Here is a 16,524-nt window from a genome sequence, read left to right as displayed (position 1 = left end):
AGACGCCCAAAAGAAGCTACTCCGCTGACGCTGGCAATCCCTCAGGCTCCCCCGCCGCATCCGGGTGGTCAGCCTCCTGCAGGGCTCGGTCGTACACCGGGTGGTACCAGAACGCACCGTACGTCGTTGCCCGCGCCACCGCCTCCTGACGCTTCTGCGGGAACTGTACCAAGGAGTAGATCATCAGTATCAGCCATATCAAAGGCGCCAGGAGCGTCGTCTGCATTGCAAGGGCGAGATAGAGTACGAGAAGTTGCAACGCCGCATCCATACTCACAATATTCACCAGTGGCAACAGCAAGAACGGATTGATGACCTGCATCGCCACCATAAAAATTAGCCAGGGTATGTAACCCCGCCTAGCTTTAGCCCAATCCACGGTGGCTTCCGGTGTACTTGCGGGGATGTAGCCAATAATCCGCGCGGTCTCTGCCTCTTCCCCCGGCGTCTCTTCCCCAAGCGCATCCCACGGAGTTACAGCAGCACCGGTTTTATTCCACCAGCGCACGGAAGCCAGCTGCGTAGGCCCGGCATCACTCGATAGTGCGCCCAGTAGCTGCATGGGCTGCAGGTTCGGGTCGGGGATGCCGTAGATAGGTTCCGTTGCCACAGGTAGAGAAGTGTCAACGGTGATAGGCTCCGGCGGGCTCTGCGCCTGTGTTCCGTCAGTCGTGAGGTGTCCCGTATTTTCGGTTGCTCCCTCGCAGGCAGAGAGTGCTGGCTGGGCGGGCTCAGTGGGCTGAGAGGACTGGGTGGAGGCGAGCGCTACCGGCTGGTTGCCTTGGGTACTCTCTGTGTCTTCATCGTTATCGTCAGCGTCATCAGAGGGTTCAGACTCGTACTCTTCATACTCATCATCTTCATACTCTGCGTCTTCATACTCGGGCTCTTCATCTTCTGAGTCCCTACGCGCAGAGTCGTAGCGCTTAGGGGCACCCGGGTAGACGTATTCATAATCCGGGTCGGGGTGCTCTAGCTCTTCGTACTCGTACTCTTCGGAGTCTTCGTGCAGCTCAGCATCTTCTGTGGTCGACGGTTGCTGGTCCATGAGTAGCGCCATGTATTCCGGGATGGACTGGTCGGTGTCCCAGAGGGGTTGGTATGCCTCTTCATGTTTTATATTTTCGTGATGCGTACCTTCACGCTTCGCGGTGGGGCGGTCTGCCATGGTTGTCTCCTTCGCTCACCAGACATACTCCTAGCGCACCCACAGTACCAGCTCATACTGAACGGCTCCTTAAAACCTGCCCGCCAGAGACCAAAAACCCCCGGACAAGCGCCAACATTCATGCATTAACGCTGCCCGGGGTTCAGCGCTGCCGGAGCTCAGGGACTCACGGGAAGTCGACTATGCTGCATCCGCTGAGTTTGGAGCAGGGCTTGAGGTAGGGCTCGGGGCACTCGGCGGCTGAGGGGCAGGCGCCACGGAAGACATCGAAGACGCCGCATCCAAGATTCCCTGCATCTCCTCAGCGTCCTTAGGCAGACGGTCGTACACCAGGTAGAACCAGAAGGACCCAAGCGGCATGGCTGTCTGCTTCAAATCCTGGTGCTTCCGATAGATTCGGACCAGCGTATAAGTCAGCGCACCAACCCACAGCAACAGGGGAAGCCCCAAAGTCACTGTGGTAAGCATCAAGAAGATGTATAAGAGATACCCGCCAGCATCACCAGCTAAGAGGATATAGGTGAGCGGGTTGAACACCACGCAAATGAAGAAGAGGGCGATGAGCTCAGGCCATGCCTGCCACCACAGATCTGACCCGCTCACCTTACCGGCAACCGGTGCCGCAGGGATGTACCCGATAGGTCGAGGCGCACCCTCTACTTTCTCGCCCAACCAGGTGGGGAACGCGGACGGCGCCTGCTGGTTTGCAGATGCACCAGTATCCGTGCCCATTGGGGACATTCGGCGCATCGTGGGGCCCGGGCGGCCATACAGCGGCCGGTTCAGCACCGGATGCCCCTCCGCCGAAGGGAAAAAATTCGCAGCCGGCACAGACGGCGCAGGAGCAGAAACCGCCAGAGCGGACGCATCAGGATTGGGCGCTGCAGGAACCGCGGAGTCAGCAGGCGCGGATGCAGAACGAGCCTTCTGTATTTCCAGGACCTCCTTCACCGGCTCGGGAATCTCCCCGGTCGGCGCAGGAACCGGCGTTCCGTGAAGTAGCAAAGCCGAGTAATCGGGGGCGGGCTGCTCCATATCCCACAGCGGCTGATACTCACTACCGCTCTTCTCGGTTGGGTTCTGCGGGTTCTTTGGTGCTTCGCTATGCTCCGCCACGGTAACCTCCTCCAATGCTTGTCTGCTGTTACGTGTCTGTTGTGTTGTCTACATTGTGTGTTCGGTGCGTGGGGGCTCAATCCCGCAGCTATTCTTTGAGCCGCAGCTGTTCTTTGGGCCAGTGGCTAGTCTGCTTAAGCCTCATTCGCTTCGGCAAGCCGCGCAATGCTCATAATCCACGCCACAAACCAGATGATGCCGGGAATTCCCATGAGCCCTGCGCTCACCTGATTCACCGTCACAAAGAGAGCTGCGACGAGTTGCCCCGCCCCAAACAGGCCCGTAATGGAGAGAATTCCCGCCGCAATATAGGGATTCAGCACGGAAACGGCAAAGAACAGAAACCGCGCCTCCTTCTTCTGGAACGAAGTGGGCGGGGTACCAGCGTCTAGCACCGGCTGATCAATGAGCTGATGAGGTGAATCGTCACCCTCCTGATGCGCCTCAGAATCCAGGTTCTCGGACGGGGTGCAGTCATACACCAACCGGAACGTAAACCTCTCCTCAGTTCCACGCCTCCAGATGATATTCACCATCACGGCAAGAAAATTGATGACAGCGCCCAGGGAGAAGAGGAACAGCACCAGCGGAAGAATACCGAAGCTCAGCATCGCAAATCCGAAGGACGCCACAAAAAGATTTGTCAGAGTTTCTTCGCTCAGGATAGAACCACCCAAGAGATAGGCGAAAGGATCCGCCACAATAGCCAACGCCAGGTACACCAGCGCCTCCACCACACGTCTACCGGTGCCAGGCTTACGGTAAGGAACCGGCAGGGGGCTGTAGCCGACCAGCTCGCCGCCGTGCTCCTCCGGCGATTCTCCCTTGGGGAGAGTCCCCTGAATGTCATCCGCGTGGATGCGCATCAGCTGCGGGTTGGGGCGGCCGTAATGCACCTGCGGTGCCACCTTCAAAACACGCTGACCAGTGAAATCAGGCTGATTCTTATCGGCGGTCATGACTCCTCCTCATGGTGCGATTCAAGGATGCGGTGCAGCAATGCCTCAGCTGAACCACCGTCAAGCGGGGTGCATTCGTACACCAGGCGGAACTGAAAATCCTGCTGAACCTTGTGCCGCCTAATGAGCAGGCGCGTCGATTCGACAGCATCCCCAACAGCATTTAGAAACTTTCCTACGCAGAGGAACAGCCACCAGATTCCTGCAACGATGCTGGCAAAGCCCACAATGAATAGCAGTGGGGGGAAAAAGATAATCACCAAGATCACCGTCCCTATTTCCTCGCTTATTCCCCAAGGGCCTTGGGAGAGGAACATTGGGCTCACCGGCGCGATAAGGAGAGCTACCCAGAACACTATCCGCAGCAGTGGACCCAGCACGTACCAGGTGAAGCCGCTCCAGTCGGTGAAGAGGCTCTTCATATCCAAGGCTTCGGGTGGCTTCTCCATGGGGGCGTAGCCGACCACCTCACCAATCTGCCAAGCGGATGAGCTGTAGTCGGTGAGGATGCCCTGCACCTCTCCCCTATGGATGCGTTCCAACAGTGAGCCGGGACGGCCGTACATAACCTGGGACGACATCAGCAGAACAGAATCGTCACCAGAAACGCGTCGTTTGACCATGGTTCAGCCCTCCATATCCCAGCATTTTTGATAGATGTTCAATAGATGGTTTTACAGTAACAACCGAACCTGAAAAGAACCTGAACCCGAGTGCAAATAAAAAGCATGAAAAAGAAAAGGGTCGAACATGTCCACAATTTGATGCATTTAGGGGTAATAAACGCTTCACAAGCCATTTTGAGGTGTATCCTAGTTCACATCTAGTGTGTTCAAGTTCAACTAGAACCCACCAGAACAACACCACAAGCCTCCCAGAAACACCCCGGGAGCCAAGCAAAGGAGCACCGTGACACACACCGCCTCCCCAAACCCCCGCGGCCGGTCGCATCGACGCCGACTCGGCAGCGGACTACTCACTCTCAGCATGGCGCTGAGCCCCCTCGCGGCACTGGGCACCACCGCCCACGCCGCAGAAGATCCCGATGCCGTCAAGCAGGTACTCAGCGAAAGCATGAAGAACGCCAGCGGCACCGTCACCGCCTTCGTCCGATTCAAGGGTAAGGGCGCCTTTGAACAGACCCAGCCCGCAGGCGTACGCGCCGGCGTGCAGGCACCCGTCAACACCAGCTCGCAGGTGCAGGCAATCGCCTCCCAGGTGCAGAGCCAGGCACAGCAGGTCAGCAGCCAGTCCGGCGCGCAGGTCCTCTACACCACCCACAACGCAGTACGCGGCGTGGCAGTACGCGGTGATGCCGAGTCCATCAAAGCACTCGCCAACCGCCCCGATGTGGAGAAAATCTCGCCCATCCTGCCCAAGTACCGCCAGAACGCGGGCGCCGCCATTGACGCAGGCTCCCTCGCCACCTGGACCGGCACCACCAACCCCGCCGGCGCGGGCGGGTACACCGGCAAGGGCGTGAAGATCGCCGTCATCGACTCCGGTATCGACTACACCCACACCGACTTCGGCGGTAGCGGCAAGCTCGAAGACTACGAGAAGGCATCCAAGCTCACCGAGCTGCCCTCCGCAGATTCCGGACTCATCAACCGCACCAAGGTTGCCGGTGGTTACGACCTCGTCGGTGACAACTACGACGGCAGCAACACCGCCGTTCCCGACGGCAACCCGCTCGACTGCACCACCGGCGGCCACGGCACCCACGTGGCGGGTACCGCGGCAGGCTACGGCGTGAACGCCGACGGCACCACCTTCACCGGCGACTACAGCAAGCTCACCGCAGAGCAGCTCAAGACCATGAAGATCGGCCCCGGCGTCGCCCCCGACGCTGAAATCTACGCCTTCCGCGTCTTCGGTTGCTCCGGTAGCACCAACGTCGTGATTGAGGCACTCGACCGTGCCCTCGACCCCAACGGTGACGGCGACTTCTCCGACCGCGTGAACGTGGTCAACATGTCCCTCGGTGGCGAGTTCTCCCCGCAGGACGACCCGGAAGCCTACGCCGTTGACGCGCTCACCCGCGCCGGCGTACTCTCCGTGATTTCCGCGGGTAACGCCAACGACTACAGCCTGCGCGGCGACACCTACTCCAACTCCGGTCACCCCGCCACCGCAGCCAGCGCAATTACCGTGGCGAACGCCTACGGCTCCACCCGCGCCGTGGATGCGGCAGAGCTGACCGACCCCGCCACCGGCACCACCCGCAAGGTGCGCGGCGACTACAGCGTCTCCTACCCCTGGGCGCAGGCGGGTAGCAAGGAATTCACTGGTGAACTCACCGCAATCTCCGAGAACAACCGCTACGCCTGCAACGCCCTCAGCGCCACCGAAGCGGCAGCTGTAAAGGGCAAGTGGGTGCTCATCGACTGGGCTAAAGATGACGGTGAACTCGCCTGCGGCTCCAAGGTGCGCTTCGACAATCTGGAGGCGGCAGGCGCCAAGGGCGTACTGCTTGCAGGCAACGACGAAGAACCCGGTCTGGGTATTGCCGGTAACGATACCCTGCCCGGTTTCCGCCTGGCAGCATCCGCCGCTAAGGACCTGCGTGCACAGATCACCGCAGCAGAAGCGGCAGGTAAGCCCCTGACCGTGCGCCTCGGCAACGAGCTGAAGTCCTCCCTGCGCGTGGACACCGACAAGAAGGATCAGCTGAACCCCATGAGTGCCCGCGGCTTCCACGGCAGCTACGGCTACACCAAGCCCGACATTGCGGCACCCGGCTCGTACATCACCTCCGCGGCGGTAGCAACCGGTAGCAACTCCGTGACCTTCAGCGGCACCTCCATGGCGGCACCCTACGTGACCGGCTCCGCGGCACTGGTCATGCAGAGCCACCCGAGCTACACCCCCGCACAGGTCAAGTCCGCCCTCATGAACACCGCAACCCACGATGTGCGCACCGAATCCGGTGCCGCATACGCAGTGGACCGCGTGGGCGCTGGACGAGTCGACACCCTCGCAGCTGTGCAGTCGAAGTCCCTCGTCTACAACGCTGACAAGAGCGGCACCGTGTCCCTGAGCTTCGGCGTGCTCGAGTACGCACCGGATGCGGGCGTTCAGACCCTCACCCGCGAGGTGACCGTCGAAAACACTGACTCCGTGGCGCACACCTACACCCTGTCCTACGCTGAAAGCACCAATATTCCCGGTGTGGAATATTCCTTCCCCTCCTCGGTCACCCTCGCACCCGGTGAGACTAAGAAGTTCGAACTGAGCGTGCGCATCGACCCGTCCAAGCTGGAGAAGACCCGCGACGCAGCAATGGACGCAACCCAGAACGCAACTGACTACTACACCGGCAACGAAACCGTGCCCGTACAGTACCGTCAGTACATTGCGAGCGCCTCCGGTCGCCTCGTCCTCACCGAAGACAATGGCCAGAACCTGCGCGTGCCCATCCACGTGGCGCCCAAGCCCGTGAGCACCATGCACGCTGCCGAAGACACCGTAACCTTCACGCAGAAGCCCTCCAGCGACGAGGCGCAGAAGGCAGACACCGGCTGGACCAAGTCCCAAATCTCGCTGCGCGGCACCGAGGTCAACCAGGGCGGCTACCGCTCCCTGCTCGGCGCGTTCGAGTACGGTGCGAGCGTGGACCGTGTTGCCCCCACCTCCCTGTCGCTGAACAGCAACATTAAGGCGAACCTGCAGTACGTCGGTGCTTCCTCGGATGCACCCGCACTGAAGGCAGCCGGCGGCAACGCCGATGACGGCACCCTGCGTTTCGGTATCTCCACCTGGGCGAACTGGGATGTTGTCTCCTACGAGAACACCTTCACCGTAGAAATCGACACTGACGGCAACAACCGCGCCGACTACAAGCTGGTCACCGACCGTGCTAAGGGCCTGGACTACCCGCTGGTTCGCCTCTACGGCTACAAGAACGGCAACCTCGTCGAGCTCGGCTACTACCCGCTCAACGGTGCCTGGGGTGATGTGGATACCAACATGATGGACACCAACACCCTCATCATGAGCGCACCCCTCAAGGATCTGGGTCTGACCAGCGCAAACAACCCGGACATTCAGTACCGAGTCAGCGCAACCACCCAGTACGAGTGGGGCAACGTCAGCGAGACCGGCTGGATCAAGTACCGCCCCTTCAGCCCCAAGCTGTGGTTCAGCGGCGAGTCCTCCGCCGTGGCTGGCCTCTTCCCGGACGCATCCAGCACCACCCTGACGGCGCACCGCTCCGCTGACGCAATCCCCGCGCTCGGCGAATCCGGCGCACCCGCCAAGGCGCTGCTGCTGCACCTGCACAACGGCACCGGCGACCTCTCCGGCACCAACGGTGCCAAGGGCGACCGCGCCGAGGTGCTGAACATCAAGGAGAAGCAGACCGAGTACATCACTCCGTCCCGCTTTACCGATGTGAAGTCCGGCGACCAGTTCTACACCGAGATTTCTTGGTTGGCTCAGCGTCGCATCACCACCGGCTACCCGGACGGCACCTACCGCCCGCTGGAGTCCGTGGAGCGCGGCGCGATGGCGGCGTTCTTCTACCGCATGCAGGGTTCCCCGCAGTTCACTGCACCCTCTACTCCGAGCTTCAAGGACGTGCCGACCACGCACCCCTTCTACAAGGAGATTGAGTGGATGAAGGCCCAGGGCATCACCACCGGCTACCCGGACGGCACCTACCGCCCCTCCGCACCGGTGAACCGTGACGCCATGGCTGCGTTCTTCTACCGTGCAGCTGGTTCCCCGCACGTGGATCTGCCCGCGACCAGCCACTTCAGCGATGTGTCGACCGATAACCAGTTCTACCGTGAAATCACGTGGCTGGCTTTGAAGGGCATCAGCACCGGCTGGCCGGACGGCACCTACCGCCCGGTGACCCCCATCGCCCGCGATGCGATGGCGGCGTTCATCTACCGCTACACCGAGAAGGTTGCTAACCAGACCGGCCGCTAGACGGTAGCTAACTGGTAGCGAACGGTTCGGGTCCCCTCCTGCCCCCTGCACGAGGTGGGAGGGCACCCAGAACCGGTAGGATTCGGGGCTTTGAAGCCTTAGGGCCTCTCAAGTTTTGGTGGCGGTTTCACCGACGGACGTACTCACTCGTCGTCTGCCGGTGGGGCCGCCTCCGCACATCACCGATACACAACCACAGAGCACACAGCACTATCGAAAACAGATAATCCGAAGGAGGATTCCATGACAACGCCTCATGCGCCACGCCGCAGAATGAAGGCTGTCGGTGCGACCGGTTTGAGTGCGGCTCTTGCCCTTACTCTCGGCGTTCCCGCCACTTTCTCTGCCGCTCACGCTCAGAGCCCCCAGCAGGTTGAAGGAAATACTGCGAGCGCATCCGGTGACGCTGCCTCGCGTATCAGCCCGGGTCTGCAGAAGGCTGAAGGCCAGATCACCGTGTATGTGCAGTTCAAGGGTAAGGGTGCGTATGAGCAGACCCAGTCCGCGGCTGTTCTGGCACGTAAGGAGGCGCCGGCGAACCGTCAGGCGCAGGTGCAGGCTATTGCTTCCCAGGTGCAGTCGCAGGCTCAGTCTGTGGCGGCTGCTTCTGGTTCTAAGCTGATGTACACGACGCATAATGCGATGCGTGGTGCGGCGATTACTGGTGATGCTGCGCAGATTCGTGCGTTGGCGGAGCGCCCCGATGTGGAGCGTATTTCGCCGATTATCGCGAAGGAGCGCATGAACTCCGGTAGCGAGATTGATACGAAGACTCTTGCCACGTGGACCCGTGAGAATACAGGCTACACGGGTAAGGGCGTGAAGATTGCGATTGTTGACTCCGGTGTTGACTATACGCACGCTGATTTTGGTGGCCCCGGTACGGTGGATTCATACCTGAAGGCTAAGGCGATGACGGAGCTTCCGTCTGCCGATTCGGGCCTGATTGATCGTAATAAGTTCATTGGCGGCATTGACCTGGTCGGTGATGACTACAATGCGTCGGTGGCTGAGAAGTCGACTCCGCAGCCGGATAATAACCCGCTGGATTGCCGCCCGGATGGTTTCGGTTCTGGCGGTCACGGCACGCACGTGGCGGGTACTGCCGCCGGTTATGGTGTGACGGCGAACGGTACGACGTACCGTGGCGATTACAAGAACCTGACGGAGGAGCAGCTGAAGGGCATGTCTATTGGCCCCGGTACTGCTCCTGAGGCTCAGCTTCTGGCGATTCGTGTGTTCGGTTGCTACGGCAATTCGAGTGTTGTGATGAAGGCGCTCGATACCGTGATGGACCCGAATGGTGACGGTGATTTCTCTGACCGCGCCGACATTGTGAACCTGTCGCTGGGTGGCGAGTTCGCTCCGGCTGACGACCCCGAGTCGTACATGATTAATACGATGGCGCGCCAGGGCGTGTTCACTGTGGCTGCTGCCGGTAACGCCAATAACTACAACGGTGTGGGTGACACCTACTCCGATTCGGGTAGCCCCGCGAATGCGGCTGCGGCGCTGTCGGTGGCGAACGCCTACGGCTCCACTCAGCCGATTGACCGTGCCCGCGTGACCACGAAGACCGGTCTGGAGTGGTTGCAGGGTGATTATTCGGTGAACTTCGATTATTCGAAGGCGTCCGCTGATCAGCTGCGCGGCGAGGTTGTTGCCGCACCGAAGCGTAACCGTTACGCCTGCGAAGCGTTCACCGCTGAAGAGGCGAAGGCACTGAAGGGCAAGTGGGTTTACTTCGACTGGGATCAGGACGATTTGACGTTCCCGTGCGGTTCGAAGACCCGTTTCGATAATGTGGCTGCTGCCGGCGGTGTTGGCGTGGTGATGGCTGGTAAGGCTGAGCGCTACTCCATCGGTATTGGCGGTAACGCAACCATTCCGGGTCTGCGCCTGACTGCTTCTTCGACGAAGGACCTGGAGAAGGCTCTGGCTGCCGGTCCGGTGACCGTTGAGATGAACCTGGACTACAAGGCTTCGGGTCGTAGCTCCCACTCACGCGCTTTTGACCTGAACACTTCGAGTGCTCGCGGTCAGCACGGTTCTGACGGCTTCATTAAGCCTGACCTTGCGGCACCGGGTACCGAGATTGTGTCTGCCGCCGTGGGTATGGGCACTAAGGGTGTTTCCTTCACCGGCACCTCCATGGCTACCCCGCATGTGACCGGTATTGCCGCCCTGGTGATGCAGGCGCATCAGGATTACAACCCGCAGATGATTAAGGCTGCGCTGATGAACGGCGCGTCCACCCCCATCAAGAATGAGCAGGGTACGCAGTACGCGGTGGATCGTGTGGGTACGGGCATGGTGAATGCTCGCGCCGCCGTGGACGCGAAGGTTATCGCATACGATGCGAAGACCCCCGAGCGTGTTTCGACCGCGTTTGGTGTGCTGGAGTATACCCCCGATTCGGGTATTCAGACTGTTCAGCGTGAAATCGTGCTGGACAACACCGATTCGCAGGCTCACACCTACACTCTGAGCTACGAGGCAAGCACGACCATCCCGGGTGTGGAGTACTCCTACCCGCAGCAGGTGAGCGTGGGTGCCGGTGAGCGTAAGAACGTGACCGTGACCGTGCGTATTGACCCGTCCAAGCTGGAGAAGACCATGGACCCGGCAATGAGCGCCGACCAGGTCGCTCAGGACTGGACGAACGGTAAGACTCTGGCTGCCGGTAAGCGCCAGTACATTGCGAGCGCTTCTGGTCGCCTGATTTTCTCTGAGAATGGTCGCGAGGCGATCCGCCAGTCGATTCACGTGGCGCCGAAGCCCGTCTCGAAGATGCGTGTTGATGCGTCCCGTATTGATTACAAGGGCATTTCCGATAAGGAGTCCACGGTGACTCTGCGCGGTACGACCCTGAACCAGGGTGGTTACCGTTCGCTGCTGGGTGCGTTTGAGCTGGGTGCGGTCAGTGACCGTATTCCGTCCGGTCAGTTGAAGCTGCCGTCGAACCAGTCTGTTGACCTGCAGTATGTGGGTGCCGCCTCGGACGCTCCGGCGTTGAAGGCTGCCGGCAAGAACCCGAACGATGGTTCTCTGTTCTTTGGCATTTCGACCTGGGGCACCTGGGACAGCATGCACTGGGGCCGTCAGGTACAGGTTCAGATTGATACGAACAACGACTCCGCCGCAGATTACGTTCTGGAGGTGACCCGCGAGAAGGGTCTGGACTACCCGCTGGTGAAGGTCTGGTCCATCTCCGGTAACGCATCCACCGTGGTGGCTCGCTACCCGCTGAACAACGCCTGGGGCGACACCGACACCAACATCATGGACACCAACACCATGATTCTGGGTGTGCCGCTGAAGGACCTGGGTCTGACCGCTGAGAAGGCTCAGAGCATCAAGTACACGGTGCAGACTGACACCTGGCACAACGAGGGTAACTCCTACGTGGACACCACCTCGGCTATCGAGTACTCCCCCTTCAACCCCGGTGTTTGGTTCACCGGTGAGGAGTCGGGCGTGCCCGGCCTGTTCGTGGACCGTGACGGCGGTCAGCTGACCGTTCACCGCAAGAACAACAACAAGGAGCGTCAGGCACTGTTCCTGCACATGCACAACGCGACCGGTGACCTGAGCGGCCGTAAGACCGCTAACGGTGTTGCCGCTGGCGACCGTGCACAGGTCGTGAAGGTGGCTCGTACCATCCACGATGCACGCTTCACCGACGTTCCTGCGGATAACCAGTTCTACCGTGAAATCACGTGGATTGCTGCCCGTCAGATTGACCGCGGCTACCAGGACGGCACCTTCCGTCCGCTGAACAACATGGACCGCGCAACCATGGCTGCGTACTTCTACCGCATGAGCGGCTCGCCGCAGTACACCGCACCGTCCACCCCGAGCTTCTCGGACGTTCCGCTCAACCACCCCTACTACAAGGAGATTGAGTGGATGAAGGCTCAGGGCATCACCACCGGCTGGCCCGATGGCACCTACCGTCCCGAGGGTTCGGTGAACCGTGACGCGATGGCTGCGTTCTTCTACCGTTACGCAGGTTCGCCCGAGTACACTGCCCCCGCGCAGGCTCGTTTCACGGATGTTTCGACGGATAACCTGTTCTACCGCGAAATCTCGTGGCTGGCTGAGCAGGGCGTGACCACCGGTTGGCCCGATGGTTCGTTCCGCCCCGTGGAGCCGGTGCACCGCGACGCTATGGCGGCGTTCGTGTACCGCTACAGCACGGGTGTGCTGAAGGAAAGCCCTGAAATCTAGGGCTCATAAGGTTCTACCGCTGTAGGTGCTACCTCAGCAGGTTTTACCGAGGGAGCCGTACCGTTGCAGTTTATCTGCGGCGGTGCGGCTCCCTTTTTCTACGGTTGGGTGCGTTTGTATTCCGCGTCATGTTCCGTAATACGAGTCTGACTAGGTTATATAAAGAATCGTTGAGACAATAAATGAAGGTTTCTTCATCATCGGCATGAACCTTGACGTTCACGCCGCGCAGACGCGCTGTAGCACTCTCAGCGCAACGCTACAGGTGCAGAAACCGCTAAGAAACGCACCATCACAAAATAAGGAGCATTCAGTGGCAACCTTCCCTGAAGCTACCCCCGCGCGAGCCGCCCGGCACACACAGCCGGGTCGCCTCAAGCAGCTGGCACGCAGTTGCGGCGCACTCACCCTGGGGCTCACCCTCGGGCTGACCGCCCTGCCGTTCGGTACCGCCGCCTACGCGGCACCGGGCGTAGTACGCGGCGCAGACCGGGACGCACCCCACCAGAACACCGGCACCGGCGAGAACAGCAACGAAGTCCTCTCCCCCAGCCTGGACGGCGCCACCGGCGAACGCGCCGTCTTCGTCCGATTCAAGGGTCAGGGCGCGTACGCCCAGACCCAGCCGGACGCGGTCCGCTCCCGCGCACAGGCACCCGTCAACGCGCAGGCACAGGTGCAGGCAATCCGTGCCAGCGTGCAGCAGCAGGGCGCCTCCGCGGCGAAGGAATCCGGCGCGCAGGTCCTGTACACCACCCACAATACGATGCGCGGCGTGGCGCTCTACGGTAACGTCGAGCAGATTCGCGCGCTCGCAAACCGCGACGATGTGGAACGCATCAGCATCATTGAGGACATGGCACCGCAGAACAGCGGCACCCTCATCGACACAGGCACGCTCTCCGTGTGGGCGAAGAGCCCGCAGAATCCCGCCTCCACCGGCTACACCGGCAAGGGCGTGAAGATTGTCGTGCTCGATACCGGTATCGACTACACCCACTCCGATTTGGGTGGCCCCGGCACTCAGGAAGCCTTCGAGAAGGCGAAGGCATCCGACACGATTCCCGAGGGCACCTACGATCCGAAGAAGTTCCTCGGCGGCTACGACCTGGTCGGTGACGACTACAACTCCGCCAAGAAGGAAACCTCCACTCCCCACCCGGATAACAACCCGCTGGACTGCGGCGGCCACGGCAGCCACGTTGCCGGTACCGCGGCAGGCTATGGCGTGAACGCGGACGGCTCGACCTTCCACGGCGACTACTCCAAGCTCACCGAAGAGCAGCTCAAGGACATGAAAATCGGCCCCGGCTCCGCACCGGACGCCCAGCTGATTGGCCTGCGCATCTTCGGTTGTAAGGGCACCACCGCGTTCGTCCCCAAGGGCCTGGACCGCGTGCTCGACCCCAACGACGACGGCGACTTCTCCGACCGCGCCGACATCGCGAACCTGTCGCTCGGCAACGAGTTCGGCGTGTTCGATGAGACCGTGAACTACGCGGTCGGCTCCCTATACCGCGAGGGCATCCTCTCCGTGGTCGCGGCGGGTAACGCCAACAACTACAACGCCGTGGGCGACACCTACTCCAACTCGGGCGGCCCCGGCACCAGCGCCTACGGCCTGACCGTGGCGAACTCCATCGGCTCGACCCAGCTGGTGGACCGCGTGAAGATTCTCGCCCCCGCGAACGAGGCAGACACCTACGGTGACTACTCGGTGAGCTTCGACTACTCGAAGGCGACCGAGGAGCAGCTACGCGGCACCGTGGTGCGTGCCGCCTCCCGCAACCGTTACGCCTGCGAGGCGTTCACCGAAGAGGAAGCCGCAGCGCTGAAGGGCAAGTGGGCCCTCATTGACTGGGCGGACGCTGACGGCACCGCACCCTGTGGTTCGAAGGTACGCTTCGACAACCTGCAGGCGGCGGGCGCGACCGGCGTGGTGCTCACCTCGAACACTGAGGTCGGTGACACCGCTATCGGCGGTAACTCCTCCATTCCGGGTGTGCGCCTGGCAAAGAGCCAGGTGGAGCGCCTTTCCGCGCAGATTGATTCGGGTGAGCTGACCCTGCAGCTCGGCGAGAACCTGCGTGACTCGATCCGCGTGCCCAACGGCAAGCTGGATCAGGCGAACACCTCCACCGCGCGTGGCCTGCACGGTTCGCACGGCATCACCAAGCCGGACGTTGCGGCACCGGGCACGAACATTTCCTCCATCGAGGTTGGTAGCGGCACCGGCTCGAGCGTGAAGACTGGTACGTCCATGTCCACGCCGTTTGTTGCCGGTGTTGCGGCGCTGATCATGCAGGCGCACCCGGAGTACGGTCCGCGCATGCTTAAGACCGTCATCATGAACACCGCCGACCACCACATGCAGGACGCCTGGGGCAACCCCTACGCGGTGGACCGTGTGGGTACCGGCCGCATCAACACGCGTGCGGCGGTGGCTGACCGCGTCATGCTGTTCAACGCGGCACGCCCCGAACAGGTTTCGGACACTTTCGGCGTGCTCGAGTACACCCCGAACGCCGGTGTGCAGACCCTGCAGCACCGCGTGAGCGTCGAGAACACCGACTCGGTGGCGCACACCTACACCCTGAACTATGAGGGAAGCACGAGCATCCCGGGTGTGGAGTTCTCCTACCCGCAGTCCGTGTCTGTGGGTGCCGGTCAGAAGGCAACGTTCACCGTGACGGTGCGCATTGACCCGTCGAAGCTGGAGAAGACCATCGACCCGTCCATGTACCCGACCCAGGATTCGGTGAACTACTCGACCGGTGCGGTGACCATTTCGGGTGCCCGCCAGTACATTGCGAGCGCTTCGGGCCGCCTGATTCTGACCGATGCTGATTCTTCGGCTGCGGTGAAGACCCTGCGCATGCCGCTGCACGTGGCACCGAAGCCTGTCTCCGCGATGCGTGTGGCTGGCTCCGATATCGCCTTCGATGCGGAGGGTTCCGGCGCGACCGAGCAGACCCTGACCCTGCAGGGTACCGCGGTAAACCAGGGCGGTTACCGCTCCCTGCTGGGTGCTTTTGAGCTGGGCGTTTCGAGCCCGCGCATCCCGACCGCGAAGCTGGGTGTGGGTTCGGATTCCCGCATGGACCTGCAGTACGTGGGTGCCGCCTCGAACGTGGCGGCGTTGAAGGCTGCCGGTCAGGACACCTCCACGGCGCAGCTGTCCTTCGGTATTTCGACCTGGGGTAACTGGCAGGAAGTGACCCCGCGCGGCACCTACTACGTGTTCGTTGATACCAACAAAGACGGCACGAGCGACTACCGCCTGCAGACGGTGCGTGAGAAGGGCCTGGACTACCCGCTGGTGAAGGTTACGCAGCGCGGTAAGGACGGCAAGTGGCACGCCATCGAGAACGCCCTGTACCCGCTGAACGGCACCTGGGGTGACACGGACACCAACATCATGGATTCGAACACCCTGGTGATGACTGTTCCGCTGAGCGTTCTGGGTCTGGACCCCGAGGCTGAGTCGACCGAGATTTCGTACTCGGTGACCACTTCTAGCGCGTTCTCCGCTACGACCGTGGTTGATACGACTGATTCGGTGACGTTCAACTATGCGGCTCCGAAGCTGTGGTTCAGCGGCGATTCGGCGGGCGTGCCGAACCTGTTCGTGGATGCCCCCTCAGCACAGCTGGTGGCGCACCGTAACGGCGACGCGAAGAACGTTTCTGCCCTGTTCCTGCACATGCACAATGCGACCGGCGACCTGTCCGGTGTGAACGGTGCTGCGGGTGAGCGTGCGCAGGTTCTGCGTGTCTCCTCGAACTCTGAGGCTACCGCCGCGAGCGCGCACTTTAAGGATGTTCCGGCGGATTACCCGTTCGTGAACGACATTAACTGGCTGGCTCAGCGTCGTATCACGACCGGCTACCCGGACGGCACGTTCCGCCCGAATGGTTCGGTGGAGCGTGGCGCGATGGCGGCGTTCTTCTACCGTATGGCGGGTTCGCCGCAGTTCACCGCGCCGTCCACTCCGAGCTTTAAGGATGTGCCGCGTGACCACCCGTTCTACAAGGAGATTGAGTGGATGCGTGCCCGCGGTATTACGACCGGCTGGTCGGATGGTACGTTCCGCCCGAATGCTGCGGTGAACCGTGA

General features: G+C 61.3%; 7 protein-coding genes. 3 read left to right on the top strand and 4 right to left on the bottom strand.

Annotated features, from left to right (window positions below):
• Positions 1-16: 16 nt before the first annotated feature.
• The 4 genes from AB8E48_RS06465 to AB8E48_RS06450 all read right to left on the bottom strand — a co-directional run bounded on the left by AB8E48_RS06465 (position 17) and on the right by AB8E48_RS06450 (position 3,866).
• On the bottom strand, positions 17-1,168 hold the full coding sequence (locus AB8E48_RS06465) for a hypothetical protein (RefSeq protein ID WP_368886162.1): 1,152 nt from the start codon (positions 1,166-1,168) through the stop codon (positions 17-19).
• Between the two features lie 180 nt (positions 1,169-1,348).
• Positions 1,349-2,284: a hypothetical protein gene (locus AB8E48_RS06460; RefSeq protein WP_368886161.1), complete on the bottom strand. Its 936-nt coding sequence runs from the start codon at positions 2,282-2,284 to the stop codon at positions 1,349-1,351.
• A 134-nt stretch (positions 2,285-2,418) separates the two neighbouring features.
• Positions 2,419-3,243, bottom strand: a complete 825-nt coding sequence (locus AB8E48_RS06455; protein ID WP_368886160.1) for a type VI secretion protein — start codon at positions 3,241-3,243, stop codon at positions 2,419-2,421.
• Positions 3,240-3,866: a hypothetical protein gene (locus AB8E48_RS06450; RefSeq protein ID WP_368886159.1), complete on the bottom strand. Its 627-nt coding sequence runs from the start codon at positions 3,864-3,866 to the stop codon at positions 3,240-3,242. The genes AB8E48_RS06455 and AB8E48_RS06450 overlap by 4 nt, the downstream gene beginning before the upstream one ends.
• A gap of 364 nt (positions 3,867-4,230) precedes the next feature.
• Between AB8E48_RS06450 and AB8E48_RS06445 the strand changes: the two genes are divergently transcribed.
• The 3 genes from AB8E48_RS06445 to AB8E48_RS06435 all read left to right on the top strand — a co-directional run.
• Positions 4,231-8,178, top strand: coding sequence for a S8 family serine peptidase (locus AB8E48_RS06445; protein WP_439958501.1), 3,948 nt, complete (start codon positions 4,231-4,233; stop codon positions 8,176-8,178).
• Positions 8,179-8,421: 243 nt separating this feature from the next.
• Positions 8,422-12,408 (top strand): S8 family serine peptidase, encoded by a 3,987-nt coding sequence (locus AB8E48_RS06440; RefSeq protein ID WP_368886157.1) that lies wholly within the window; start codon positions 8,422-8,424, stop codon positions 12,406-12,408.
• A gap of 313 nt (positions 12,409-12,721) precedes the next feature.
• The coding region (locus AB8E48_RS06435; protein WP_368886156.1) for a S8 family serine peptidase at positions 12,722-16,524 on the top strand (3,803 nt) is incomplete at its 3' end.

Source organism: Rothia mucilaginosa, assembly GCF_964211445.1.
GTDB classification, from domain to species: Bacteria; Actinomycetota; Actinomycetes; order Actinomycetales; family Micrococcaceae; genus Rothia; species Rothia mucilaginosa_E.
This window is presented reverse-complemented; position numbering and strand designations above follow the sequence as displayed.